14 protein-coding genes and 2 tRNA genes are annotated in these 19,227 nt (G+C 67.0%); 2 read left to right on the forward strand and 14 right to left on the reverse strand.

Features of this window, described 5'->3' with window-relative positions; genetic code table 11:
• Positions 1–756: 756 nt before the first annotated feature.
• The 13 genes from KF833_17390 to KF833_17450 all read right to left on the reverse strand — a co-directional run bounded on the left by KF833_17390 (position 757) and on the right by KF833_17450 (position 16,411).
• Complete coding sequence (locus KF833_17390; GenBank protein MBX3747085.1) at positions 757–2,187, reverse strand: DUF3463 domain-containing protein; 1,431 nt, start codon at positions 2,185–2,187, stop codon at positions 757–759.
• Between the two features lie 9 nt (positions 2,188–2,196).
• Positions 2,197–2,409, reverse strand: coding sequence for a hypothetical protein (locus KF833_17395; protein ID MBX3747086.1), 213 nt, complete (start codon positions 2,407–2,409; stop codon positions 2,197–2,199).
• Positions 2,410–2,417: 8 nt separating this feature from the next.
• Positions 2,418–3,380 carry a riboflavin biosynthesis protein RibF gene (gene ribF, locus KF833_17400; GenBank protein ID MBX3747087.1) on the reverse strand — a complete coding sequence of 321 codons (963 nt, stop codon included), beginning with the start codon at positions 3,378–3,380 and terminating at the stop codon, positions 2,418–2,420.
• On the reverse strand, positions 3,377–4,099 hold the full coding sequence (truB, locus tag KF833_17405; protein ID MBX3747088.1) for a tRNA pseudouridine(55) synthase TruB: 723 nt from the start codon (positions 4,097–4,099) through the stop codon (positions 3,377–3,379). The genes ribF and truB overlap by 4 nt, the downstream gene beginning before the upstream one ends.
• Complete coding sequence (locus KF833_17410; GenBank protein ID MBX3747089.1) at positions 4,096–5,091, reverse strand: bifunctional oligoribonuclease/PAP phosphatase NrnA; 996 nt, start codon at positions 5,089–5,091, stop codon at positions 4,096–4,098. The genes truB and KF833_17410 overlap by 4 nt, the downstream gene beginning before the upstream one ends.
• Entirely contained in the window at positions 5,088–5,444 is a 357-nt protein-coding gene (gene rbfA, locus KF833_17415) for a 30S ribosome-binding factor RbfA (GenBank protein MBX3747090.1), read from the reverse strand. The genes KF833_17410 and rbfA overlap by 4 nt, the downstream gene beginning before the upstream one ends.
• A gap of 41 nt (positions 5,445–5,485) precedes the next feature.
• On the reverse strand, positions 5,486–8,281 hold the full coding sequence (gene infB, locus KF833_17420; GenBank protein MBX3747091.1) for a translation initiation factor IF-2: 2,796 nt from the start codon (positions 8,279–8,281) through the stop codon (positions 5,486–5,488).
• A gap of 61 nt (positions 8,282–8,342) precedes the next feature.
• The gene (nusA, locus tag KF833_17425) at positions 8,343–9,629 is read right to left on the reverse strand and encodes a transcription termination/antitermination protein NusA (protein MBX3747092.1); all 1,287 of its coding nucleotides are present in this window, start codon (positions 9,627–9,629) and stop codon (positions 8,343–8,345) included.
• A 178-nt stretch (positions 9,630–9,807) separates the two neighbouring features.
• The gene (locus KF833_17430; protein MBX3747093.1) at positions 9,808–11,541 is read right to left on the reverse strand and encodes a CRTAC1 family protein; all 1,734 of its coding nucleotides are present in this window, start codon (positions 11,539–11,541) and stop codon (positions 9,808–9,810) included.
• Positions 11,538–13,031 carry a tetratricopeptide repeat protein gene (locus tag KF833_17435; protein MBX3747094.1) on the reverse strand — a complete coding sequence of 498 codons (1,494 nt, stop codon included), beginning with the start codon at positions 13,029–13,031 and terminating at the stop codon, positions 11,538–11,540. The genes KF833_17430 and KF833_17435 overlap by 4 nt, the downstream gene beginning before the upstream one ends.
• A gap of 30 nt (positions 13,032–13,061) precedes the next feature.
• Positions 13,062–13,946 carry a type II secretion system protein gene (locus KF833_17440; protein ID MBX3747095.1) on the reverse strand — a complete coding sequence of 295 codons (885 nt, stop codon included), beginning with the start codon at positions 13,944–13,946 and terminating at the stop codon, positions 13,062–13,064.
• Between the two features lie 118 nt (positions 13,947–14,064).
• Positions 14,065–15,573 carry an RNA polymerase factor sigma-54 gene (rpoN, locus tag KF833_17445; protein MBX3747096.1) on the reverse strand — a complete coding sequence of 503 codons (1,509 nt, stop codon included), beginning with the start codon at positions 15,571–15,573 and terminating at the stop codon, positions 14,065–14,067.
• A 55-nt stretch (positions 15,574–15,628) separates the two neighbouring features.
• Positions 15,629–16,411 carry an SIS domain-containing protein gene (locus KF833_17450; GenBank protein MBX3747097.1) on the reverse strand — a complete coding sequence of 261 codons (783 nt, stop codon included), beginning with the start codon at positions 16,409–16,411 and terminating at the stop codon, positions 15,629–15,631.
• Positions 16,412–16,578: 167 nt separating this feature from the next.
• On the opposite strand from KF833_17450, the gene KF833_17455 reads away from it, so the two are divergent.
• The gene (locus tag KF833_17455) at positions 16,579–17,865 is read left to right on the forward strand and encodes a Gfo/Idh/MocA family oxidoreductase (protein ID MBX3747098.1); all 1,287 of its coding nucleotides are present in this window, start codon (positions 16,579–16,581) and stop codon (positions 17,863–17,865) included.
• A gap of 424 nt (positions 17,866–18,289) precedes the next feature.
• A tRNA-Thr gene (locus tag KF833_17460) sits at positions 18,290–18,364 on the forward strand.
• A gap of 372 nt (positions 18,365–18,736) precedes the next feature.
• Here KF833_17460 and KF833_17465 read toward each other — a convergent pair.
• Positions 18,737–18,829 (reverse strand) — tRNA-Ser (locus KF833_17465).
• Positions 18,830–19,227: the final 398 nt, after the last annotated feature.

Genomic DNA, 19,227 nt, shown 5'->3' on the forward strand with positions numbered 1-19,227 from the left:
CGAGTACTGGTAGGTTAGGGTATGGCAGTGGCCAAGTAGACGAGGTCACCCCACAACCCCTGGGGGCCATGGGCTCACATACCCAACGACTGGAATTGAATCGAAGCAATTCGTGTTCAACGGCCGGCGGGATCAGAACCTCCCCGAAGAGAAGGGGAAGCAACGCCTACTGACCGAGGGTGAGGAGGTTTGAGATGCACGAGGTGTCGCTGACGACGTCATCGCCGGGCCAGGTCGGCGGCAGCTTGAAGATCGCGGGCGAGATCCTCGGCGGTATAGATCACCGGAATACGGCGACGGCCCAGCTCCCGTTGGAATTCCGGGATCGGGAGGTTCGCGGAGGAGGAGGGACGGGACGACCTCCCCAGACCTCACCCCTTTTGGTTCGAGCCTTGCCCCCAGATTCATCGACATCCTTCATGGATCAGGGCCTCGACAGCCTCGGGCAATGGCTGCGGGTCGCGGGCGCCGAGGAATGCGCGCCTTTCGCCAACCCGGGCTCCCCTTTCCACCGCCGCGAGCGCATTGCCCTCACTCGGGGACAAACTTGGGAGGGTGAAGGGGGAGGGCGATTACGATTACGATTACGAGTACGATTACGATTACGATTACGAGGACGAGTACGAGGACGAGTACGAGGACGAGTACGTGGACGAGGTCTGCTGAAGAGGCCTGAAAGGCACTCCCGGGTGGGCGGGGTGCATCTGACAGTTGTCCGGAAGGGGCAACGGATCGGGGTCGGGGTCGCTATCGGAATCAGGAGGGATCGGCCGGGCCCGGGGTGGGCCGGACCTGGGCCAGCAATGCATCCCGCTGTTCCGAGGTTCCGGAGCCGCAACCGCCGCCGGTGGCGGCCGGGGCGGTGGAGAGGTCGTTGCCACCGCGGGCGAAGGCGGATTTGGCGCCGCTCAACTCCCTGTTGACGGCGGATTTCGCCTCCGCGAGATGGCCCTTGCCGATGGAGACGCCGTTGAAGGCGTTCACGCGGTCGCCGTGGGGGTAGGGCTTCGGGCGGGGCCAGAAGTTGTACCGGAAGTTCTTCCAGTTGTCGCCGGCCTGGTAGTTGGTGCCGAGCGCGCCGCTGGGGTCGTACCCGCAATGCACCATGCAGTTTTCGCAGCGCGGGTCGCGGGCCACGCCGTTCACCACGCCGTACCGGTCCCAGGCCACCTCATCCAGCATCTGCTGGTAGCGGGGGTAGTGCCCGTCGGTCATCAGGTAGCAGGGCGCCTTCCAGCCCTTCACGTTGTAGGTCGGGATGGCCCATGCGGTGCAGGTCAACTCCCGTTTGCCCGCCAGGAATTCCTGGTACACCGGGGTGCCGAAGATGGTGAACTGCTCGCCCCAGCGCTGGATGTCCTTGAACTTCTGCCGCGTCATTTCGCGGGTCAGGAAGAACTCGTCAGGATCCCTGCCGAGGCGCTTCACCATGTCCTTCTTGGCGGCGTCGTAGTCGTAGCCGGGCGAAATCGTGTGGCCGTCCACGCCGAGCCAGGAAAGGAACTGGAACATCTCCTCGAGTTCCTTGACGTCGCTTTCCTTGTACACGGTGGTGTTGGTGGCGACCTGGTAGTCGAGGATGCGGGCCATGCGGATCGCTGCCACGCACTCCTTGAACACCCCTTCCCTCTCGACGATCAGGTCGTGGGTGTACTCGAGGCCGTCCACATGGACATTCCAATAGAGCCACTTCGAGGGGGCGATGGTGACCTTGGCACGGGCGGCTTCGGAGGGGGTGCGGATGCGGTCGGCCTCCTCGGCCGTCACCAGACCCTCGGCAACCAGGCGGGCGAGCTTCGGTTCGAGGCTGGGACCATAATGCGCGGCGAGGTACTCCCGCATCTTCTTCCGCATGAACACGCCGTTCGTGCAGATGTAGATGATGCGTCCCTGCGCACGCAGACCGGCCACCAATTCCTCGATCTTCGGGTAGATCAGCGGTTCCCCTCCGCAGACCGACACCATCGGCGCATCGCACTCCTCCGCTGCCGCCAGGCACTGGTCCAACGGGACCATGTCTTTCAGGCTGGTCGAGTACTCCCGGATCCGGCCGCACCCGGTGCAGGTGAGGTTGCAGGTATGCAACGGTTCCAACTGGAGCACCATGGCGAACCTGGGGGTTCGCCGGAGCTTATGCTTGATGATGTGCCGGGTGATCTTGAGGGACAGGGCAAGGGGAAATCGCATGGACGGAAATCAACTGGCCAGGGGCTTCTCGCGGGGACCGGTCACCGGCGGGGGAACCTCCCCGTTGGGATCCGGCGTTTCGGGCTGGTGGTAAATCAGGCCTGGCAGGAAGAAGGACGCCGGCGAAACCGAATGGCTGCCTGAAACACCGCCGCACCCGACCGCCATCGCCGCCAGCCAGGCCAAGCCGCCGATTGTCAGTGCCGCGCGCAAAGGTCTCACGAGTGCGACTATAGGGACCCCGCGGTGGCCGAAGGCAATCCATTATTCCCGGCCCACTCGCGGACTTCGGCAACGTCCCGCCCGATCTGCTCGACCAGCGCCTGGCGGGACTCGAACCGCACTTCGCCCCGCAGTCGCCGGACCAATTCGAGTTCCAGCCGACGTCCGTACAGATCTCCCGCAAACCCGGGAAGGTGGGCCTCGACCCGGATCGTGCCGGCGGTGCGCCCGACGGTCGGACGCCAGCCAATGTTGACCGCCGCAGGACGCCGGGACCCGTCCACCCATGCGGTCGCCGCATAAACCCCGGCGGGGGGCAGGGCCAGACCGGTCACGTCCAGGTTGGCGGTGGGAAAACCGAGCTGGGTGCCCAACCGATCCCCGGGCACGACCTCGCCCGCCAGCGAATAGGGGCGTCCCAGGAGAACTCCCGCACCGGCAAAGTCGCCCGCCGCCACCCGTTCGCGCACCCGCGTGCTGCTGATCGGCTCTCCCCCCTCCTCGATGGGCGGCACGCCTTCCACGGCGAAACCGAGTTCCCGCCCGAGACGCTCGATCAATTCCAGGTTGCCGCTCCGCCGGTGACCGAACACGAACCCGGTTCCCACGGTGATGCCGAGGAGTTTTCCGAACCCGGTTCGCAGACGCTCGATGAAACGCTCCGCCGGCTGGCGGCTGAACTCGAGGTCGAAGCCGTACACCAGCGCCGTCGCCAGGCCGAGGGCTTCGATCGCCTCGAGGCGGCGCCACAAGGGGACCAGCATCGGGGGCGCCTTGTCCGGGGCCAGGACCGACTGCGGATGCCGGTCGAAGGTCACCGCCACCGCGGTTCCCCCTCCCGATTCCGCGCGGGCCAGGGTCCGGCGCACCACCTCGGCATGGCCACGATGAACGCCGTCGAACACCCCGATCGCCAGGCTCACCGGCCTGGCCGGATGCCCGATCGGCCCGGCTTCCCGCAACACGTTCATGCGCGCACCAGCTTTACGAAGGGGATCACCCGGGCCTTGAGTTCGGCCGGAGCCAGCGCCAGCAGGCCGTCGAGCGTCATCGCCTCATCCACCCCGAAACGCCCGGAGTCGAGCCGGCGCAGACCGCATAGATGCGCGCCGCACCCGACGCGCTCGCCCAATTCGTGGGCGATGGACCGGACGTAGGTCCCCTTGGTGCAGGCGAGGCGGAAGGCCCCCACGGGTTCCTCGTAGGCCGTGAAACGGAAGCTGTACACATGGATCAGCCGGGCCTCCCGCTGCACCTCGATGCCGCGCCGCGCCATCTTGTAGAGCGGCACCCCCTTCACCTTCACCGCCGAAACCATCGGCGGGGTTTGCAGGATGTCCCCCACGAATCCGCCCGCCGCCTCGTTCAGGATGTCCACCGTCAATGGCGGTACCGGCAGCGACATGGTGAGTTCGCCGTCCGCATCGTAGCTGTTGGTGGCCTCGCCAAACTTGATCCGTCCCGAATAGACCTTGTCGGAGGCCATCAGGGAGTCGGAGAGCTTGGTGGCACGGCCCAGCACGATCACCAGCAGTCCGGTCGCCATCGGGTCGAGCGTGCCGCAGTGTCCCACCTTCTTGACGCCGAGATGCCGCCGCAGCCGGTCCACCACGTCGTGCGAAGTCATGCCCGCCGGCTTGTCCACCAGCAGCGCGCCGTCGAGTCCGTCCGAAGAGGAAATCGGGGTCATGGGGATCGTCGGGCAGCCCGGTCAATGGCCTGCCGGAGGGCGCGCAGCATCTTCCGCTGCACGGCCAGGCGGGTGCCCGTCAGACGCGCCCCCGCCGCCGCCTTGTGCCCGCCCCCGCCGAACTGCTGCGCCACGGCGTTCACATCCACGCCGTCGCTTTTCGAGCGGAGGCTCACCCGGACCACGCCGTCCTCCTGCTCCTCGAAGACGCAGGCGACAATGACCGGTTCGATGGCCCGGATGTGGTCGATCAGGCCCTCGCTCTCCTCGCGCTCCGCCCCGACCCGCCCGTAGTCGCCCTTGCGCAGCCAGAAATAGGCGATGCGGTCGTTGTGGGTCAGCCGGCTCTGGCGATACACGTGCCGCAGCAGGCGGAAGCGGGACATCGGGTGCGAGTCGTACACCCGGTGCCCGATGCGGCCCAGGTCGGCTCCGGCACTGACCAGTTCGGCCGCCGCCCGGAAGGTCTCCGGCCGGGTGCTGGCGTAGCGGAACGATCCGGTGTCGGTCGAGATCGCCGTGAACAGGCAGTCGGCGATTGCCGGGGTCACCGGCCACGACCCGGCCTTGAGCAGATCCAGCACCAGTTCCCCCGTCGAGGGCACGTCCGGCACGATCCAGTTCACATCGCCGTAACGGGTGTTGCTCGGATGATGATCGATGTTGATCAGTGTCCGGCGATTCCCAATGCAGTCGGCCACCCTGCCCAACCGCTCGAAGCTGGCGCAGTCGGCCGCCACGACGCAGTCGAAGGAATGCCCCTCTTCCGGCAGGGTCAGGAAGCCGTCCGGGTCCAGGAAGGCGAGCTTCCTCGGGACGGGGTCCTCGTTCCAGACGTGGACGCGCTTGCCGGCGGCCCGCAGGGCCAGTCCGATGCCGAGCTGCGACCCGACGCAATCGCCGTCGGGCCGAACGTGGCCCGCCACACACACCGACTCCGCGCCGCGCAGAATCTTGATGATGTCCTCCAAAGGATCCGCTGATTCGCTCATGATTCGCCCGAATCGCGCTCGATCTCGCCGAGGATTTCGAGGACCCGGTCGCCGCGGGCGATCGAATCATGCACGACAAACCGCAGGTGCGGCGTGTAGCGCAGGACGACCGCCCGTCCGAGCCGGTTCTGGATCGGGATGGTATGGTCTCGAAGCAGGGACAGCGCCTGCTTCCGTTGTTCTTCCGTGCCGATGAGGCTCACGAACACCTTGGCCGACTGGAGATCGTGGGCGAGGCCGACGTCGGTCACGGTGATGACGCCGCCCTTCTCGATGGGGATTTCCTGGCGGATGATCTCCCCCAGCTCGCGCTTGAGGAGTTCACGAACGCGTTCGTACCGCACCCGTTGCATGATCGATGGGGATGACCGGCTGGCCGGGACCCGTCGGGTCCCTACAGTTGCTGCGGCACCTTTTCCACGGTGTAGCTCTCGATCAGGTCGCCCACCTGAAACTCCTCGAAGCTGGAGACCCGGATGCCGCACTCCATGCCGGACCGCACTTCGGAGACTTCGTCCTGGTAACGCCGCAGCGTCTGCAGGACGCCGTCGTGGATGACCTCCTTGCGCCGCACGACACGGGCCTTGCCCTTGACGATGCGGCCGTTGACCACCATGCAGCCGGCCACACTGCCGCCCTTGGACAGCTCGAAGATCTGCCGCACCTCGGCGGTGCCGAGGGTGACTTCCTTGAGTTCCGGATCGAGCAGGCCGGCCATGGCCATGCGGACTTCGTCGATCAACTCGTAGATGATCGCGTACTGCTTGATCTGAACGCCCTCGCGTTTGGCGGCGGCGGGCACCCCGTTGTCGAGGCGGGTGTGGAATCCGACCACGATGCCCTTGGAGGAGGCGGCGAGGATGACGTCGCTCTCGCTGATGGTGCCGACGGCGCTGTGGACGATTTCGAGACCGACCTTCGGGCTCTGGTTCTTCTTCAGGGCCTCGACGATGGCCTCGACCGAGCCCTGGGTGTCCCCCTTGATGACGATCCGCAGCATCTTCGCGGTCTGCTGCTCGATCGCCTTCATCAGGTTCTCGAGGGTGACCCTCGGCCCGCGTTCGCGTCCGAGCGCCTTGGCCTCCAGTTCCGCCTCCTCGGCGAGCTGCCGGGCGACGCGCTCGTTTTCGACCACGGTGAACTCGATGCCCGCCTCGGGCACGCCGTTCAGGCCGAGCACCTTCACCGCCACGGACGGCCCGGCCTCCTTCAGCCGCTGTCCCTCCTCGCTGATGAGGGCGCGGGTCCGGCCGTAGTAATGGCCGCACAGGATGGCATCGCCCAGTTTGAGGGTTCCCTTGCGGACCAGCACCGTCGCCGTCGGGCCGCCGGGTTCGAGGCCGGACTCGATCACGTTGCCCTTGGCCCGCCGTTTCGGGTTGGCCTTCAGCTCCATGACCTCGGACTGGAGCACCAGCATCGAGAGAAGCTGGTCCACGCCGGCCTTGGTGGAGGCGGAGACATCGACGTAGATCGTCTCGCCACCCCACTCCTCGGGGACCAGTCCGTGCTCCTGCAACTGCTGCCGCACCCGCAACGGGTTGGCTGCCGGGAGGTCGCACTTGTTGACCGCCACCATGATCGGCACCTTCGCCGCCTTGGCGTGGTTCAAGGCCTCGACGGTCTGGGGCATGATCCCCTCGCTGGCCGCCACCACCAGGATCACAATGTCGGTCACGTTCGCCCCCCGCGCTCTCATCGCGCTGAAGGCGGCATGGCCCGGCGTGTCCAGAAACGTCAGTTGCTGCAGCTCCGAAGGCCGCTCCGGGTGCGGCACCTGGATGGTGTAGGCACCGATGTGCTGGGTGATCCCACCCGTCTCCCGTGCCGCCACGTTCGACTTCCGGATCACGTCCAGGAGCGTCGTCTTTCCGTGATCGACATGCCCCATGATCGTGATCACGGGCGGGCGCGACTTGAGATCCTCCGGCTTCTCCTCGACGTCCGGAGCGATCTTCTTCACCGGGGTATGGACCTGCCCCGCCCCCTTCTCCCGGCGCTCGACCTCGAAGCGGAATCCGTGACGGGCCGCGATGAACTGGGCGACCTTCTCGTCGATGGCCTGGTTCAGGTTGGCGAACACCCCCAGTTCCATCAGGTCGTGCAGGAGCCGGTACGCCTTGATCCCCATCCGGTCGGCCAGGTCGCGCACGATGATGGGCGGCTTGAGCGTGATCAGCTTCCCGCCAGCCGGGGCCACAAAATCCGGGAGCGCCGGCCCCTTGTTGGCCCCACCCGGCCCCGCGGCCGGCCCACGTGCTGCCGATGACGCCGCTCCCGGACGCCCCGCGCCAACGCCGGTCGGCGGCCCGCCCGGCCTTGAAAACCCGCCCGGCGCCCCGGGCCGACCACCGCCCCCCCGAGGCGGCTCCGGCCGTCGCGGCGGAGGCGGCGGAGGTGCGGGCCGAACCGCCGGACGCGCCCTCTGCGGGAGTTCGATGCGACCGACCAGTTCACCGAGTCCCGGCACCCGGGGTGCGGGACGCGCAGGCGGCGGGGGCGGGGCGGGCGGCGCCTCCGAAGCAACGGGTTCTGGCGTGGAAGCGGGGGTTCCGGTGACCGCCGCCACCGGTTCCGGCTCGACGACGGGCACGCCCGCCTCCGTCGTAGCGGCAGGTGCTGCGGCTTCCGTCGCGACCGCGGGCACCGCCGGTTCCTGCTCCACAGCGGCCTCGTCCGTTCCGGCGTCCGCCGTCGCTTCCACCCTCGCAGGCCCTTCCGCGGCGGCAACCGGCGCCGACTGGTCGGGCACCGGAGCCTCCACGGCCGGAACCTCCCCGACGGACCGCTCGGCAGTGATGTCAGCGCCTTCCCGGGTGGCCGCGGCTTCCAACTGAGCCTCATGACCATCCGGTCTGGTGTCGGCCGCCGGTGTTTCCACCGTGGACGAAGGTATCGTCTCCCCCGCGGGCGGGGCAGCTTCGGGAATGGCAGCGACGGTGGGCGGCACGACGGGCTCAGGGACGGGCGCGGGTTCGGGAGGAGCGGTGGCGGGCGATTCGACCGGGGTTTCCGGCGGACTCTCGCCCGGAGGCGGGCCCAATCGGTCCAACAGGTATTCCGCAGTGATCTTGTCGAGCGTGCTGGAGGCGACCTTGGCGTTCGTAATGCCCAGTTCCTTGGCCTTGGCGATGACTACCTTGCTTTCGAGGCCGAGCTTCCGGGCGATGTCGTAAATGCGAACGGGCATAGAGAATTCACTTCGTGCGGCCCCCGGGACGATCCCGGCGGCCAGGGCAACCACCGCGGCGTCACGGCGTGGTGGAGCGTGTTGCCGAGGAGGGCTCCTGGCGACGGATCGCCTCCGCTTGAACCGCGGCCAGCACGGCAACGGCCTGATCCCCGATCTCGGGGTTGGATTGAAGATCGTCCACCTCGGCCTGGGACAGATCGTCGAAAGAATGGAAACCCATGTGAACCAGGGCGCTGGCGTGAGCCTCGCTGATCCCGGGGATGTCCGACAACCCCTTGATCGCCTCGGCCACCTTCTCCTCGAAGCCCATCTCGGGGGCCACCTTCTCCTCCTCGATGTCCACGTACCATCCTGTCAGCTTCGAAGTCAGGCGCGCATTCTGCCCCCGCCGGCCGATGGCCAGGGACAACTGGTCGGTCGCCACCAGGACCTTCACCCGGCGATTCGCCTCATCCACCTCGAAGCTCTTCAACTTCGCCGGCGACAGCGCCGCGCTGATGTAGCTCCGAATGTCCGAGGACCACGGGATGATGTCCACCTTCTCGTTGTTCAGCTCCCGGACGATGTTCTTCACCCGCTGACCCCGCAGTCCGACACAGGCCCCCACCGGATCCACCTTCGAGTCGCGCGAATAGACGGCCAGCTTGGTCCGGTAACCGGGCTCGCGGGCGATCGCCTTCACCTCGATCGTCCCATCCGAAATCTCCGCCACCTCGAGCTGGAACAGCTTGATGACAAACATGGGATCCGACCGGCTCAGGATGATCTCGGGCCCATGCACCGTGGTCTCCACCGCCTTCACGTAGGCGCGCACCCGCTCTCCGGTCTGGTACTCCTCGGTCGGCACCCGCTCCCGGTTCGGCAGCAGCGCCTCGTACCGGCCCAGGTCCACCACCACATCCGAACGCTCGAACCGCCGCACCACCCCGCTGACGATGTCGCCCACCCGGTCCTTGAACTCCTCCAGGATCAACTGCTTCTCCGCCCGCCGAAGTTGCTGCATCACGGCCTGCCGTGCGTTCTGGGCGGCGATCCGACCGAAATCGGCAGGCGTCACCTCCACCTCGACCTCATCCCCCACCTGCGCGTCCGGCTTCGTCCGGCGCGCCTCCGCAATGGAAAGCTGGTCGTGCTTCGAGATCACCTTGTCACTCACGATCAACCGGGCGAACGCCTTGATCGCCCCGGTCTTCGGATCGATGCTGCACCGCAGGTCACGGGCCGGCCCCACGGCACGCCGGGCCGCCGCGACGAGGGCCTCCTCGACGGCACGGACCAGCACGTCGCGACTGATACCCTTCTCGCGCTCCCAGTACTCCAGAACTGCCAGCAATTCCGCGTTCATAGCTCGTTGGCCGTGCCCACCGGAGAACAAAAAAGTCGGCGGATAACCGACTTCGCTCGCTGGTGGACCAGCCAGTTGTCCAAGATGGGTGGCAGGCTAGGAAGGGGCGGAAACCACCGTCAAGCGTCAATTCCCCCCAATCCGCGGCATTCCCTGCCGGGACCCCACCGTCCCCGCGTCAATCCTGCCGCCCGACGGCAGGACCGGTCAACGTATGGTACCGCCCCGCCGCCAAAGGCCCGAACCGCGTTTCCCTGCCCGCGCCGTCCAGGTACCGAACCGCCACCTCGTCCACCCCGGCGGCCGCCCCCAGCCCAAAAACCAGCCGCGGATCGTTGCTCGATGCGTACCCCTCGTTGGGCTGCACCTGACGCCACTGCACCCGGCCCCCGGCCTCCAGCCGGACCATCGCGTTGCGCGCCACCTGCCCCCGGCTGTCCCGTACATCCAACCCGATCCAGTTCCCGCGGCCGCCCATCCGGTTTCGCAGCACATGAACCGGACCATCCTTGTTCACCACCACCACATCCTCGGCGCCGTCGTTGTTCAAGTCGCCAAAGGCCGCACCCCGCCCCGCCCCCATCAATACCGGCCAGGTCCCCCCGGCCGGACGCACCTCGGCGAATTCACCCCCCCCCAACCCTCGCCGCAGCGTGTCCGGCTCCGCATACGGATCGGATGGCACCAGGTCGCGCGTCCCCAGCCGAACCCGGCCGTTGGCCACGAACAGGTCGGGATGTCCATCGTGGTCGAAGTCGCGGAACCCCACGCCAAACCCCGTGAACGGCCAGCTTCCGGCCATCGGCCCGCGGGCCGTAATCCGATCCTCAAAGTATCCCCCGGCGTTGTGAAACAGCCCGTTCCCTTCGCCCACCAGATGGGTGATGAACAGATCCAGCCAGCCGCGCTGCCCCACGTCCACCGCCACCACCCCCATCCCCGCCCGCGGAATGCCCAGCGCGCTCAAGGCGCATCCCCGTTCCGATGCCGCCTCCTCGAACCTGCGCCCCCCGCGATTGAGCCAGAGCTGATTGGCCATCGCATCGTTGGCCACCAGGATGTCCACCCAGCCGTCCCCGTCGAAATCCCCGGTCGCCACCCCCAGCCCCGTCCCAAACGCCTCCCCCAATCCCATCGCCTCGGTCACGTCCTCGAAGGTCCCGTCCCCCCGGTTCCGGTAGAGCCGGTCCCGCGCCGGTGCCCGGTAACTCAGGGGGGAACAGTAGTCCGGCACCCCGCCCCGCGAATAGCACTCGACCTCCACCGCGATCGACCAGTGCAGGTAGTTCACCACCATCAGGTCCAGGTGACCGTCCCGGTCGAAGTCGAAAAAGGCGGCGCTGCTGCTCCATTCGTCCCCCGCCACACCCGCCCGGTCCGTCACGTCCTCGAACGTCCCGTCCCCCCGGTTCCGGTACAGCGCATTCCCCCGAAGATTCAGAAAATAGATGTCCGTCCACCCGTCGCCGTCGTAATCGCCACAGGCCACTCCCATCCCGTATCCCCCCACCCGATCCAGTCCCGCCCGCAAGGTCACATCCTCGAACCGCCAGCCCCCAAGGTTCCGATACAGCCGGTGCCGGGCTGGAACCGGCCGCTCGGGATCCGCCGACCCGCCGTCGATGCACAGCACATCCATCCATCCGTCATTGTCGAAATCCAGCAACGCCACCCCGCCCGCGTTGATCTCCGGCATCAGGTGCCTCCCGGCATGTCCCGACCGATGGACAAAATCCACCCCGACCGCCGCCCCCACTTCCTCGAACCAGGCCTCCCCCCGTTCCAAACCATCCCCACCAACCCGCTCCGTTCCAGGGCCCGATCCCGCCGGGCCACCCCGATCGCATCCCGCCCCGGTCAGGAGCAGCAACGCGACCGCACAACGCCCAAGGAATCGTCCGCCACAGCTCATTTTGGGTCACCCCGCGCTGCCGCCAGTTCCGCCTTCAAGGCCGCCACCGCTTCCCGGTCAATCCCCAGACGCTCCAATGCCCGGACCCGGCCCATCGCCCCCTCCCAGTTGCCCCTCTCGATCTCGACCGAAGCCAGACGCTCCAGCGCCACCGGATGAATGGGATCCCGTTCCCACGCCCGCCGGTACTGACCCTGCGCCTCCTCGACCCGCCCGAGATTGAACCGCAGCACGTCACCCAACTGCAGCCTCAGTTCCACGCTCCCCGGAGCCAGTTCGATCGCCCGCTCCAGGGCCGCCACCGCCTCCGCATCGTCTTCCCGGCCAATCCACGCATTCGCCACCGCCACATGGGCCTCCGCGAGGCGTGGTGCCCGTAGCACCGCCTCCTGCGCCAGCGCCAAACCCCGATCCGTCATGCCCCGTTCCACCGCCACCCGCGAGGCGGCCATCAGCAACCCAACCTCCCCCGGACGCCCCGCCAGCGCCGCCATCAGGAGATTCCACGCCGCCTCAGCCTGTCCGTCCGCCACCAGCGCCAAACCCAGCCGCGCCGCCACCGCTGCGTTGTCCGGATGCACCTGATACACCCCTCGCAGTTGCCGCACCGCCTCGCCCGTCCGCCCCTGTGCCATCAGAGTGTCCGCCGCCTCGAACTGGTCCGGCAACGCCTTCATGTGCCCCAGCGCCGCCAGGGACCACTCATCGGGCATCGGCGTCAGCGTCGCCGCCATTCCTGCTGTCAATTCCAAACCCGCCGCCTCGGCCCGACCCGCACGCTGGTAGGCCTGTCCCAACCGGTGCCGCGCGCTCCGCGCGTAGGGATCCAGCGCGATCGCCCGTTCCAGAACCTCGATCGCCTCCTCCACCCGGCCCGCCCGCAGTCTCGCATCGCCCAAACCGGCCCACCCATGCCAGGCCTCCGGCGCCAGCGCGGTGACCTTCGCGAAGGCCTCTTCGGCGCCCGCTTCATCCCCCAATCCCATCCGCAACCGCCCCAGCCGATGCCACGAAGGCGCGTGCTCCGGGTGCCGGGTCAATACCTGCTCCAGTTCGACAACCGCTCCTTCGAGATCGCCCGCCTCGCTCAACGCCACCGCCCCGTAAAGCCCGGGAAGCGGGCCTTTCTCCCCCAACCGGATGGCCTCGACAAAACACTGCCGGGCCTCGGCCCAAAGCCCGTTGACTGCCAACGCCAGTCCCAGCTCAGACCTCCTGACCGCATCCCCCCGGACTTCCACCGCCCCCCGCCAAAGGTCCTCCAGATGCCCTCCCACCAGCGGATCCATGGCGGCCCAGTCCAACGCAACCGGCAACGGAACCTTGCGGTCCAATCCGCCCGCTCCCCATCCGAACCCGCGTCCCGTGCCCTTCCCCAGCGCCAGCGCCACCGCCACCAACGCCACCCCGGCCAGCACCAACCCCGCCTTCCACACCCCGGCCAACCGGGCTGCCCTCGGGGGCCCATTCGTCGCCCACAGCCACTTCATGGGCCCCCGTTCGAAACGCCTGCCAACCCGTCAGAAGCGGGTCGGGTTCACAACCTTGTGCGTTGACCGCTCCTGCAACCAGTCCACGTCGCGGTTGTTCGGCGACGGCTGACCCAGGGGCAACAGCACGCCTTGGCGCAGAATCGGCGCCGTGCGCGGATCCACCCACTTGCGGATCTCCGCGTGACCGTCGGCAAACGACAGGCCGCCCGCCCGATTGTGGTAGGTGGCCGGATAATCCACGATGATGTGCCCGCCCGGACGATGCGGGTCGTACGAGTTCATATCCACGGCGAACCACCCGTCGTTGATCGAGTCCTCCCGTTCGTCGATGGTGACCCACGTCTTCGAAGGCGACGCGATGTCCGTGGACCGGATGAATTGCCGGTATCCTCCAGTGTAGGGACGATTCTCCGAACCCGCCGACCCGTTGAACCGCGTTCCGACATAGGCGTTCATCGAAATCGAGCGCACGCGCGGCGGACCCGCCTTGCCGCGGCTCCGGCTCATGTCGGCCGGGCACTTGTACACGCCGGGGGCCCCCGTGTATTTGCCCAACTGCGAGTTCATCAGGATGATGGTGTTGGTGTTGTCATTGCGGTACGTCGAGTTGTCCAGCCAGCCCACCGCCCACGTCAGGTTGGACCGGCTGAAGTTCTGCGCGTCGCCCCCATCCAGATTGCCCGCCAATCGCTCCTCGTTGTCCCCCGCATACAGCGTCCACGCCAAAGCAATCTGCTTGCCGTTGCTCAGGCAAAGAATGCCCTGCGCCTTGGCCTTCGCCTTCGCCAGCGCCGGCAGCAGCATGCTGGCCAGAATGGCGATGATGGCGATCACCACCAGCAACTCAATCAGGGTGAACCCGCCCGGACGTGCTGCCCGGCGGCCGAAGAGACGTGAAAGCTTGTAAAACATGCCTTGGACTCAGGTTGATGCCTCGAATCTAAAGCCCCGCCCGATTCCGATGGCAATGCCGGAAACGGTTGTGCCCTCAAAAAACCAGTCCGCCCGGCCACTCCGACCTTGACCCACCCTACCCGCTTCGCCGCATCGCCACCGGCAGGATCTTCATTTCGTTGCGGTACTTCGCCACCGTCCTGCGGGCGATCCGGATCCCCTGGTCCCTCAGGCGCGCCTCGATCTGGTCGTCGGTCAACGGATGCGCCGGATCCTCCCCCCGGATCATCTCCCCAATCAGTTCCTTCACCCCGGTGCTCGCCACCGACCCCCCGTCCGATGTCGCCACCCCGCTCGTGAACAGCGCCCGCATCTCGATCACCCCCTGCGGCGTGCTCATGTACTTCCCCGCCACCGCCCGGCTCACCGTCGTCTCGTGCACCCCCACCACTTCGGCCACCTGCGCCATCGTCATCGGCTTCAACTGCGCCCGGCCCCGCTCGAAAAACGCCTCCTGGCGCCTCACCACCTCTTCCGCAATCCGCTTGATGGTCTGCTCCCGCTGGTCCAGGCAGCGCATCAGGAACTTCCCGGCCCGGATCTTCTCCCGCAGATACTCGCGCACCTCCGGACTGCTCCCGGCCTGGATCAGCATGTCCTTGTAGGCATGGCTGATCCGCACGCGCGGCAACGGCTCGTCGTTGAGCGTCACCTGCCACCCGTTCTCCCCCCGCGTCACCACCACCTCCGGCAGGACGTACTCCGGCTCCGCCGGTGCCAGTTCCCGGCCGGGCCGCGGCTTCAGCTTGCCGATGTTCTCCGCCGCATCCTGGATCTCGTCCGGATACACCCCCAACTGATCCCCGATGTCCTGGTACCGCCGCCGGGCCAGCGCCTCCAGATGGTCCCGCACCACCACGTACTCGAGGGACTCCTCCCGCCCCTGCCGCTCCAATTGCAGCAGCAGGCATTCCCGCAGATCCCGCGCCGCAATCCCCGCCGGCTCGAGCCCCTGCACCACCTTCAACGCCGCCTCCAACGCCTCCAGCTCCACTCCAGCCGTCTGGGCCATCACACTCAACGGCGTCGCCAGATACCCCTCGTCATTGAGATTCCCTATGATCAACTCCGCCAGCGCCCGCAGCTCCCCGGGCACCTCCGAGGTCTGCAACTGCCACGCCAGCTCTTCCTGCAGCGACGTCCCCTGGGTCAGGCTGTCGAACAAAAACTGGCGCCGCTCATCCTCGACTTCCGGCTGTCGCAGCGGCGGATTCGCCTGCGAAAAATGATCCCGCCATTCCTGGTCCAGTTGCGCCAACTGCTCCAGCCGGGCCTGAAAATCGTCCACCGCCGCCCCGTTCGGCCGCTCGGTCGCCGGATCATACAGCAGATCCTTCGGCGGCTCCGCCGGATCCAGCGCGGCCGCGACGCTTCCAGGCCCCGCCTCCCCGTTCTCCATCCCCTCGGCCCGCGGCCCTTCCCCCGGCGGCACCTCTTCCAACACCGGATTCTGCGCCATCTCCTGCTCCACCAGCGATCGCAACTCGAGGATCGGTGCCTGCAGCAACGCCAGCGACTGCTGCATCTGGGGCGACAGCACCTGCTGCAGCGCGAGCCCCTGACTGAGTTGCATCCCCGACGACATGACCCTGCGAAGATGCGCCGGCCCCGCCCGGCACTACAATCCCCAACCCGCCCCCCTAAACCTCACCCAAATTCTCGTACAAACGCGCCAGCCGCCGCGCATGCTCGTCGTACGCCCCCTCGAAAAGCGCCTCCGCCCGACCCTGCCCCACCACCACACCCGCACTGAGCACCCGCGGCGGCTGCCCCGCCGCCGTCAGGCGCTGCGCCAGTTCCGCCTTGATGCAGTTGACCAGCAGACACCCCCCCACCGTCGAGCCCGGCGCCACCGGCGTGTCCAATCCTTCCACCCGCACCATCGCATCCCCCACCGGCGCCCCCGTGTCCAGCACCAGATCCGCCACATCCGTCAGCTTCCGCCCATCCGCACACCGGCTCGCGCTCGCCTCCGCATGCCGGCGCGACACGATCGCCACCACCCGGATGCCACGCCGCCGAAACCCTTCCGCCATCTCGATCGGCACCACGTTGCAGCCGCTCGACGAAATCACCAGTGCACTGTCCTCCGTCCGCAAATCGAAATTCCGGAGGATTCGCTCCGCCAGGCCCGAAACGTTCTCCAGAAACATCGCCTGACGCTGCCCGTTCGCCCCCACCACCAGGTTGTGAAAACTCAACGACAACTCGACGATGGGATTGAACCCGGGAAACGAACCGTACCGGGGCCACATCTCCTCCACCAGGATCCGGCTGTGCCCCGACCCGAACAAATGCACCATCCGCCCCGCCAAAATGGTCCCGGCAAACAAGTCCGCCGCCCGCCGGATCTCCCCCAACTGCCCCCCCACGGCACTGACCAGACCGCGACAACTCTCCAGATACGATTCGCTCGGCGACACCCCGCGATCCTATTCAAGCCGCCCCCACGCGTCGAATCCCCGCTGCTGCCTTTGCGGTGTCTTGCGCGGCGATCCGGGACCTCCCGATTGGCTTGCCCCGTCGGCGGCCCGGGAGGTACAACGTCACCTGAAATCACCCTCATCCCGAATCGCCACGCACCATGTCCATGCCATCGCCAAGACTGACCCGCCGGAAATTCCTCCAACGCACCGGGACCCTCGCCGCCACCGCCGTCGCCTTCCCCCATGTCGCCGGTCGGGCCGCTGAACTCGGCTCCGGCGCCCGGGCCGGCATTCGCGTCGGGGTCATCGGCACCGGCGGACGCGGCTTCGCCCTCATGCGCGGCGTCGCCGCCAATGTGGTCGCCGTCTGCGATGTGGACACCCGGCACGCCGCCCGCGCCGTCGCCGAAATCGAAAGGCAGACCGGCCGCAAACCCTCATCCCATACCGACTACCGCAGACTCCTCGAGAACCGGGATGTCGATGCCGTCATCATCGGAACCCCCGACCACTGGCACGCCCTCCAATGCGTCCATGCCTGCCAGGCCGACAAGGACGTGTACTGCGAAAAACCCCTCACCCTCACCATCCACGAGGGACGCGTCATCGCCGAAGTCGCCAAAACCACCCGGCGCATCCTGCAGACCGGCAGCCAGCAGCGTTCCGACGACAAGTTCCGCCTCGGCTGCGAACTGGTCCGCAACGGTCGCATCGGCAAACTCAAGTCCGTCCGCGTCGGCCTGACCTACGTCAACTTCGATCCAACCCCGGTGCCGGACAGCGAACCGCCCGAAGAACTCGACTACGATCTCTGGCTCGGCCCCGCCCCCTGGCACCCCTACAACCGCAATCGCGTCCACTACAACTTCCGCTTCTTCTGGGACTACTCCGGCGGCCAGATGACCAATTGGGGCGCCCACCACCTCGATATCGCCCAATGGGGACTCGGCACCGACGACACCGGCCCCGTGGAAATCGAAGGCACCGGCACCTTCGACCCCGAAAAACGCTTCGAGGTCCCCGTGGACAGCGAAATCACCTACCGCTACGCCAGTGGCGTCGTCCTCAACTGCACCCAGGGACCCAATCGCAAAACCGGCACCACCTTCGAAGGCGAAAACGGCTGGATCCATGTCAATCGCGGCAACCTCGAAGCCAGCGACGAGGATCTCATCGGAGAACCGCTCCCCGACGACGCCGTCCGCCTCTACGTCAGCCGCGACCACATGAACAACTGGTTCGAGTGCATCAAGAGCCGCAAGGCCCCCATCTGCGACGCCGAAATCGGCCATCGCACCTCGACCGTCTGCCACCTCGGCAGCCTCGCCGTCCGGCTCGGTCGCAAACTCCGATGGGACCCCGCCGGCGAAGCCTTCATCGGCGACGACGAAGCCAACCGCCTGCGCCATTACGCCTATCGCCAGCCTTGGTCTCTCCCCAAGGTGAGCTGAGTTCCCCCGGATCCATACCCGGCGCCCGGACGCCGGACTGCGGAGACCGCGGCCTTCCCATGGGGAGGCCGCGAATCGAAGGGACGAGGAATCGGAGGGACGAGGAATCGGAGGGACGAGCTCCGCGAGTCCTCAACCCAGCGCGCCACACCGTTGCGGCCTCGTGGAACTCGGCCCTCCGGATTCGCAACCCTGCTGTCCCTTCCCCTTTCGGAGGGACGAGCTCCGCGAGTCCTCAACCCAAAGCACCCCCACCGCTTCAGCTTGGTAGTACCAGGCCCTCCAAGGCCACGCTTCACGAAGATCGCCGCTCGCCCCACAACTCCGGGATGCACGCCCCCTTGCGCAAACCCCTTCCACAATCTTGACCCCCCCGCCCCGGTCCGTCTTAATCCTCCCGCGCCCCCGCGTGCGCTTCAGCCACGCCAGTGTAGCTCAGTGGTAGAGCAACGGTTTCGTAAACCGTAGGTCGTCGGTTCAATCCCGACCACTGGCTCCAGTCTCCAACCTTCTGTAAGCGAGGTCAGTACTTGATAATGGAAACCCTCGGCGGGCCTTCCGCCGCCGATGCAGCAGGGGGCTCGGGTGTCCCCGCGTGCCCATCCCTAGGCGCTCCGCAATCCTGCCTAGCGTCATCATCGTCTCCGCCCGCTCTGCCCCGTAATGCTTTGCCCCAGCAACTCCTGCCGAATCCCCTCCTCCCCAAGGCACCGGCCTGTCTGAAAACTGGAAGGGGCTCCGCGACGAGGGGTATTGGTCCCGCAGCCGCGGGACGGCGAGGCCGGCGCATCCCCGCAGCGGGCTGTAACGGTCGAGTCAACGCAGGCCCAGGCCGAAAGGACCGTGGGTGCGCTCAGTCGTGCTGCGGATCTGGCGGAGAGGGGGGGATTCGAACCCCCGGTACGGCTTTTGACCGTACAGCGGTTTAGCAAACCGCCGCCTTCAGCCACTCGGCCACCTCTCCGTCGCCTTCGGAACCCCCTCCAGGCCAGCGTTTTCGCCTTTGTTTGCAAGGGGTTCCGCACCGACGAGGAGATCGTATAGACTCTGCGGGTATTGTCGAGCTTGTACGACCTTTAACGGATTTGTCGGCAAATTGTGGCAAATCCATTGACGGCGGAAGGCTGCCGTCTACAACGACCCTGGAGCGGCTAGGCATGGGTCTATCATAGGAAAATCGAGTGGAAAAATCACCGTATAAGGAACGAAAACCGATCTCGGCGAGTACGCCGGGAGCACTCCCACTGGCTAATGCAGCGCATCGACATGCCCCATCACCGCCACCACCCGCGGAAACAAGGCAGGACCGTCGTCCTGCGCCGCGGCACTCACAGCACCGCCAGCCTGGCCAGGCGCCTCGGC

The sequence above is a fragment of the Verrucomicrobiia bacterium genome, from assembly GCA_019634625.1.
Classification (GTDB): domain Bacteria; phylum Verrucomicrobiota; class Verrucomicrobiia; order Limisphaerales; family CAIMTB01; genus CAIMTB01.

Bases quoted from the DNA above. Each gene is read 5' to 3' on its own strand.
- KF833_17440 (MBX3747095.1), bottom strand. From the start codon at position 13,946: ATGTTTTACAAGCTTTCACGTCTCTTCGGCCGCCGGGCAGCACGTCCG.
- ribF (MBX3747087.1), bottom strand. From the start codon at position 3,380: ATGAACGTGTTGCGGGAAGCCGGGCCGATCGGGCATCCGGCCAGGCCG.
- nusA (MBX3747092.1), bottom strand. From the start codon at position 9,629: ATGAACGCGGAATTGCTGGCAGTTCTGGAGTACTGGGAGCGCGAGAAG.
- KF833_17455 (MBX3747098.1), top strand. From the start codon at position 16,579: ATGCCATCGCCAAGACTGACCCGCCGGAAATTCCTCCAACGCACCGGG.
- rbfA (MBX3747090.1), bottom strand. From the start codon at position 5,444: ATGCAACGGGTGCGGTACGAACGCGTTCGTGAACTCCTCAAGCGCGAG.
- truB (MBX3747088.1), bottom strand. From the start codon at position 4,099: ATGACCCCGATTTCCTCTTCGGACGGACTCGACGGCGCGCTGCTGGTG.
- infB (MBX3747091.1), bottom strand. From the start codon at position 8,281: ATGCCCGTTCGCATTTACGACATCGCCCGGAAGCTCGGCCTCGAAAGC.
- KF833_17430 (MBX3747093.1), bottom strand. From the start codon at position 11,541: ATGAGCTGTGGCGGACGATTCCTTGGGCGTTGTGCGGTCGCGTTGCTG.
- KF833_17435 (MBX3747094.1), bottom strand. From the start codon at position 13,031: ATGAAGTGGCTGTGGGCGACGAATGGGCCCCCGAGGGCAGCCCGGTTG.
- KF833_17410 (MBX3747089.1), bottom strand. From the start codon at position 5,091: ATGAGCGAATCAGCGGATCCTTTGGAGGACATCATCAAGATTCTGCGC.
- KF833_17390 (MBX3747085.1), bottom strand. From the start codon at position 2,187: ATGCGATTTCCCCTTGCCCTGTCCCTCAAGATCACCCGGCACATCATC.
- rpoN (MBX3747096.1), bottom strand. From the start codon at position 15,573: ATGTCGTCGGGGATGCAACTCAGTCAGGGGCTCGCGCTGCAGCAGGTG.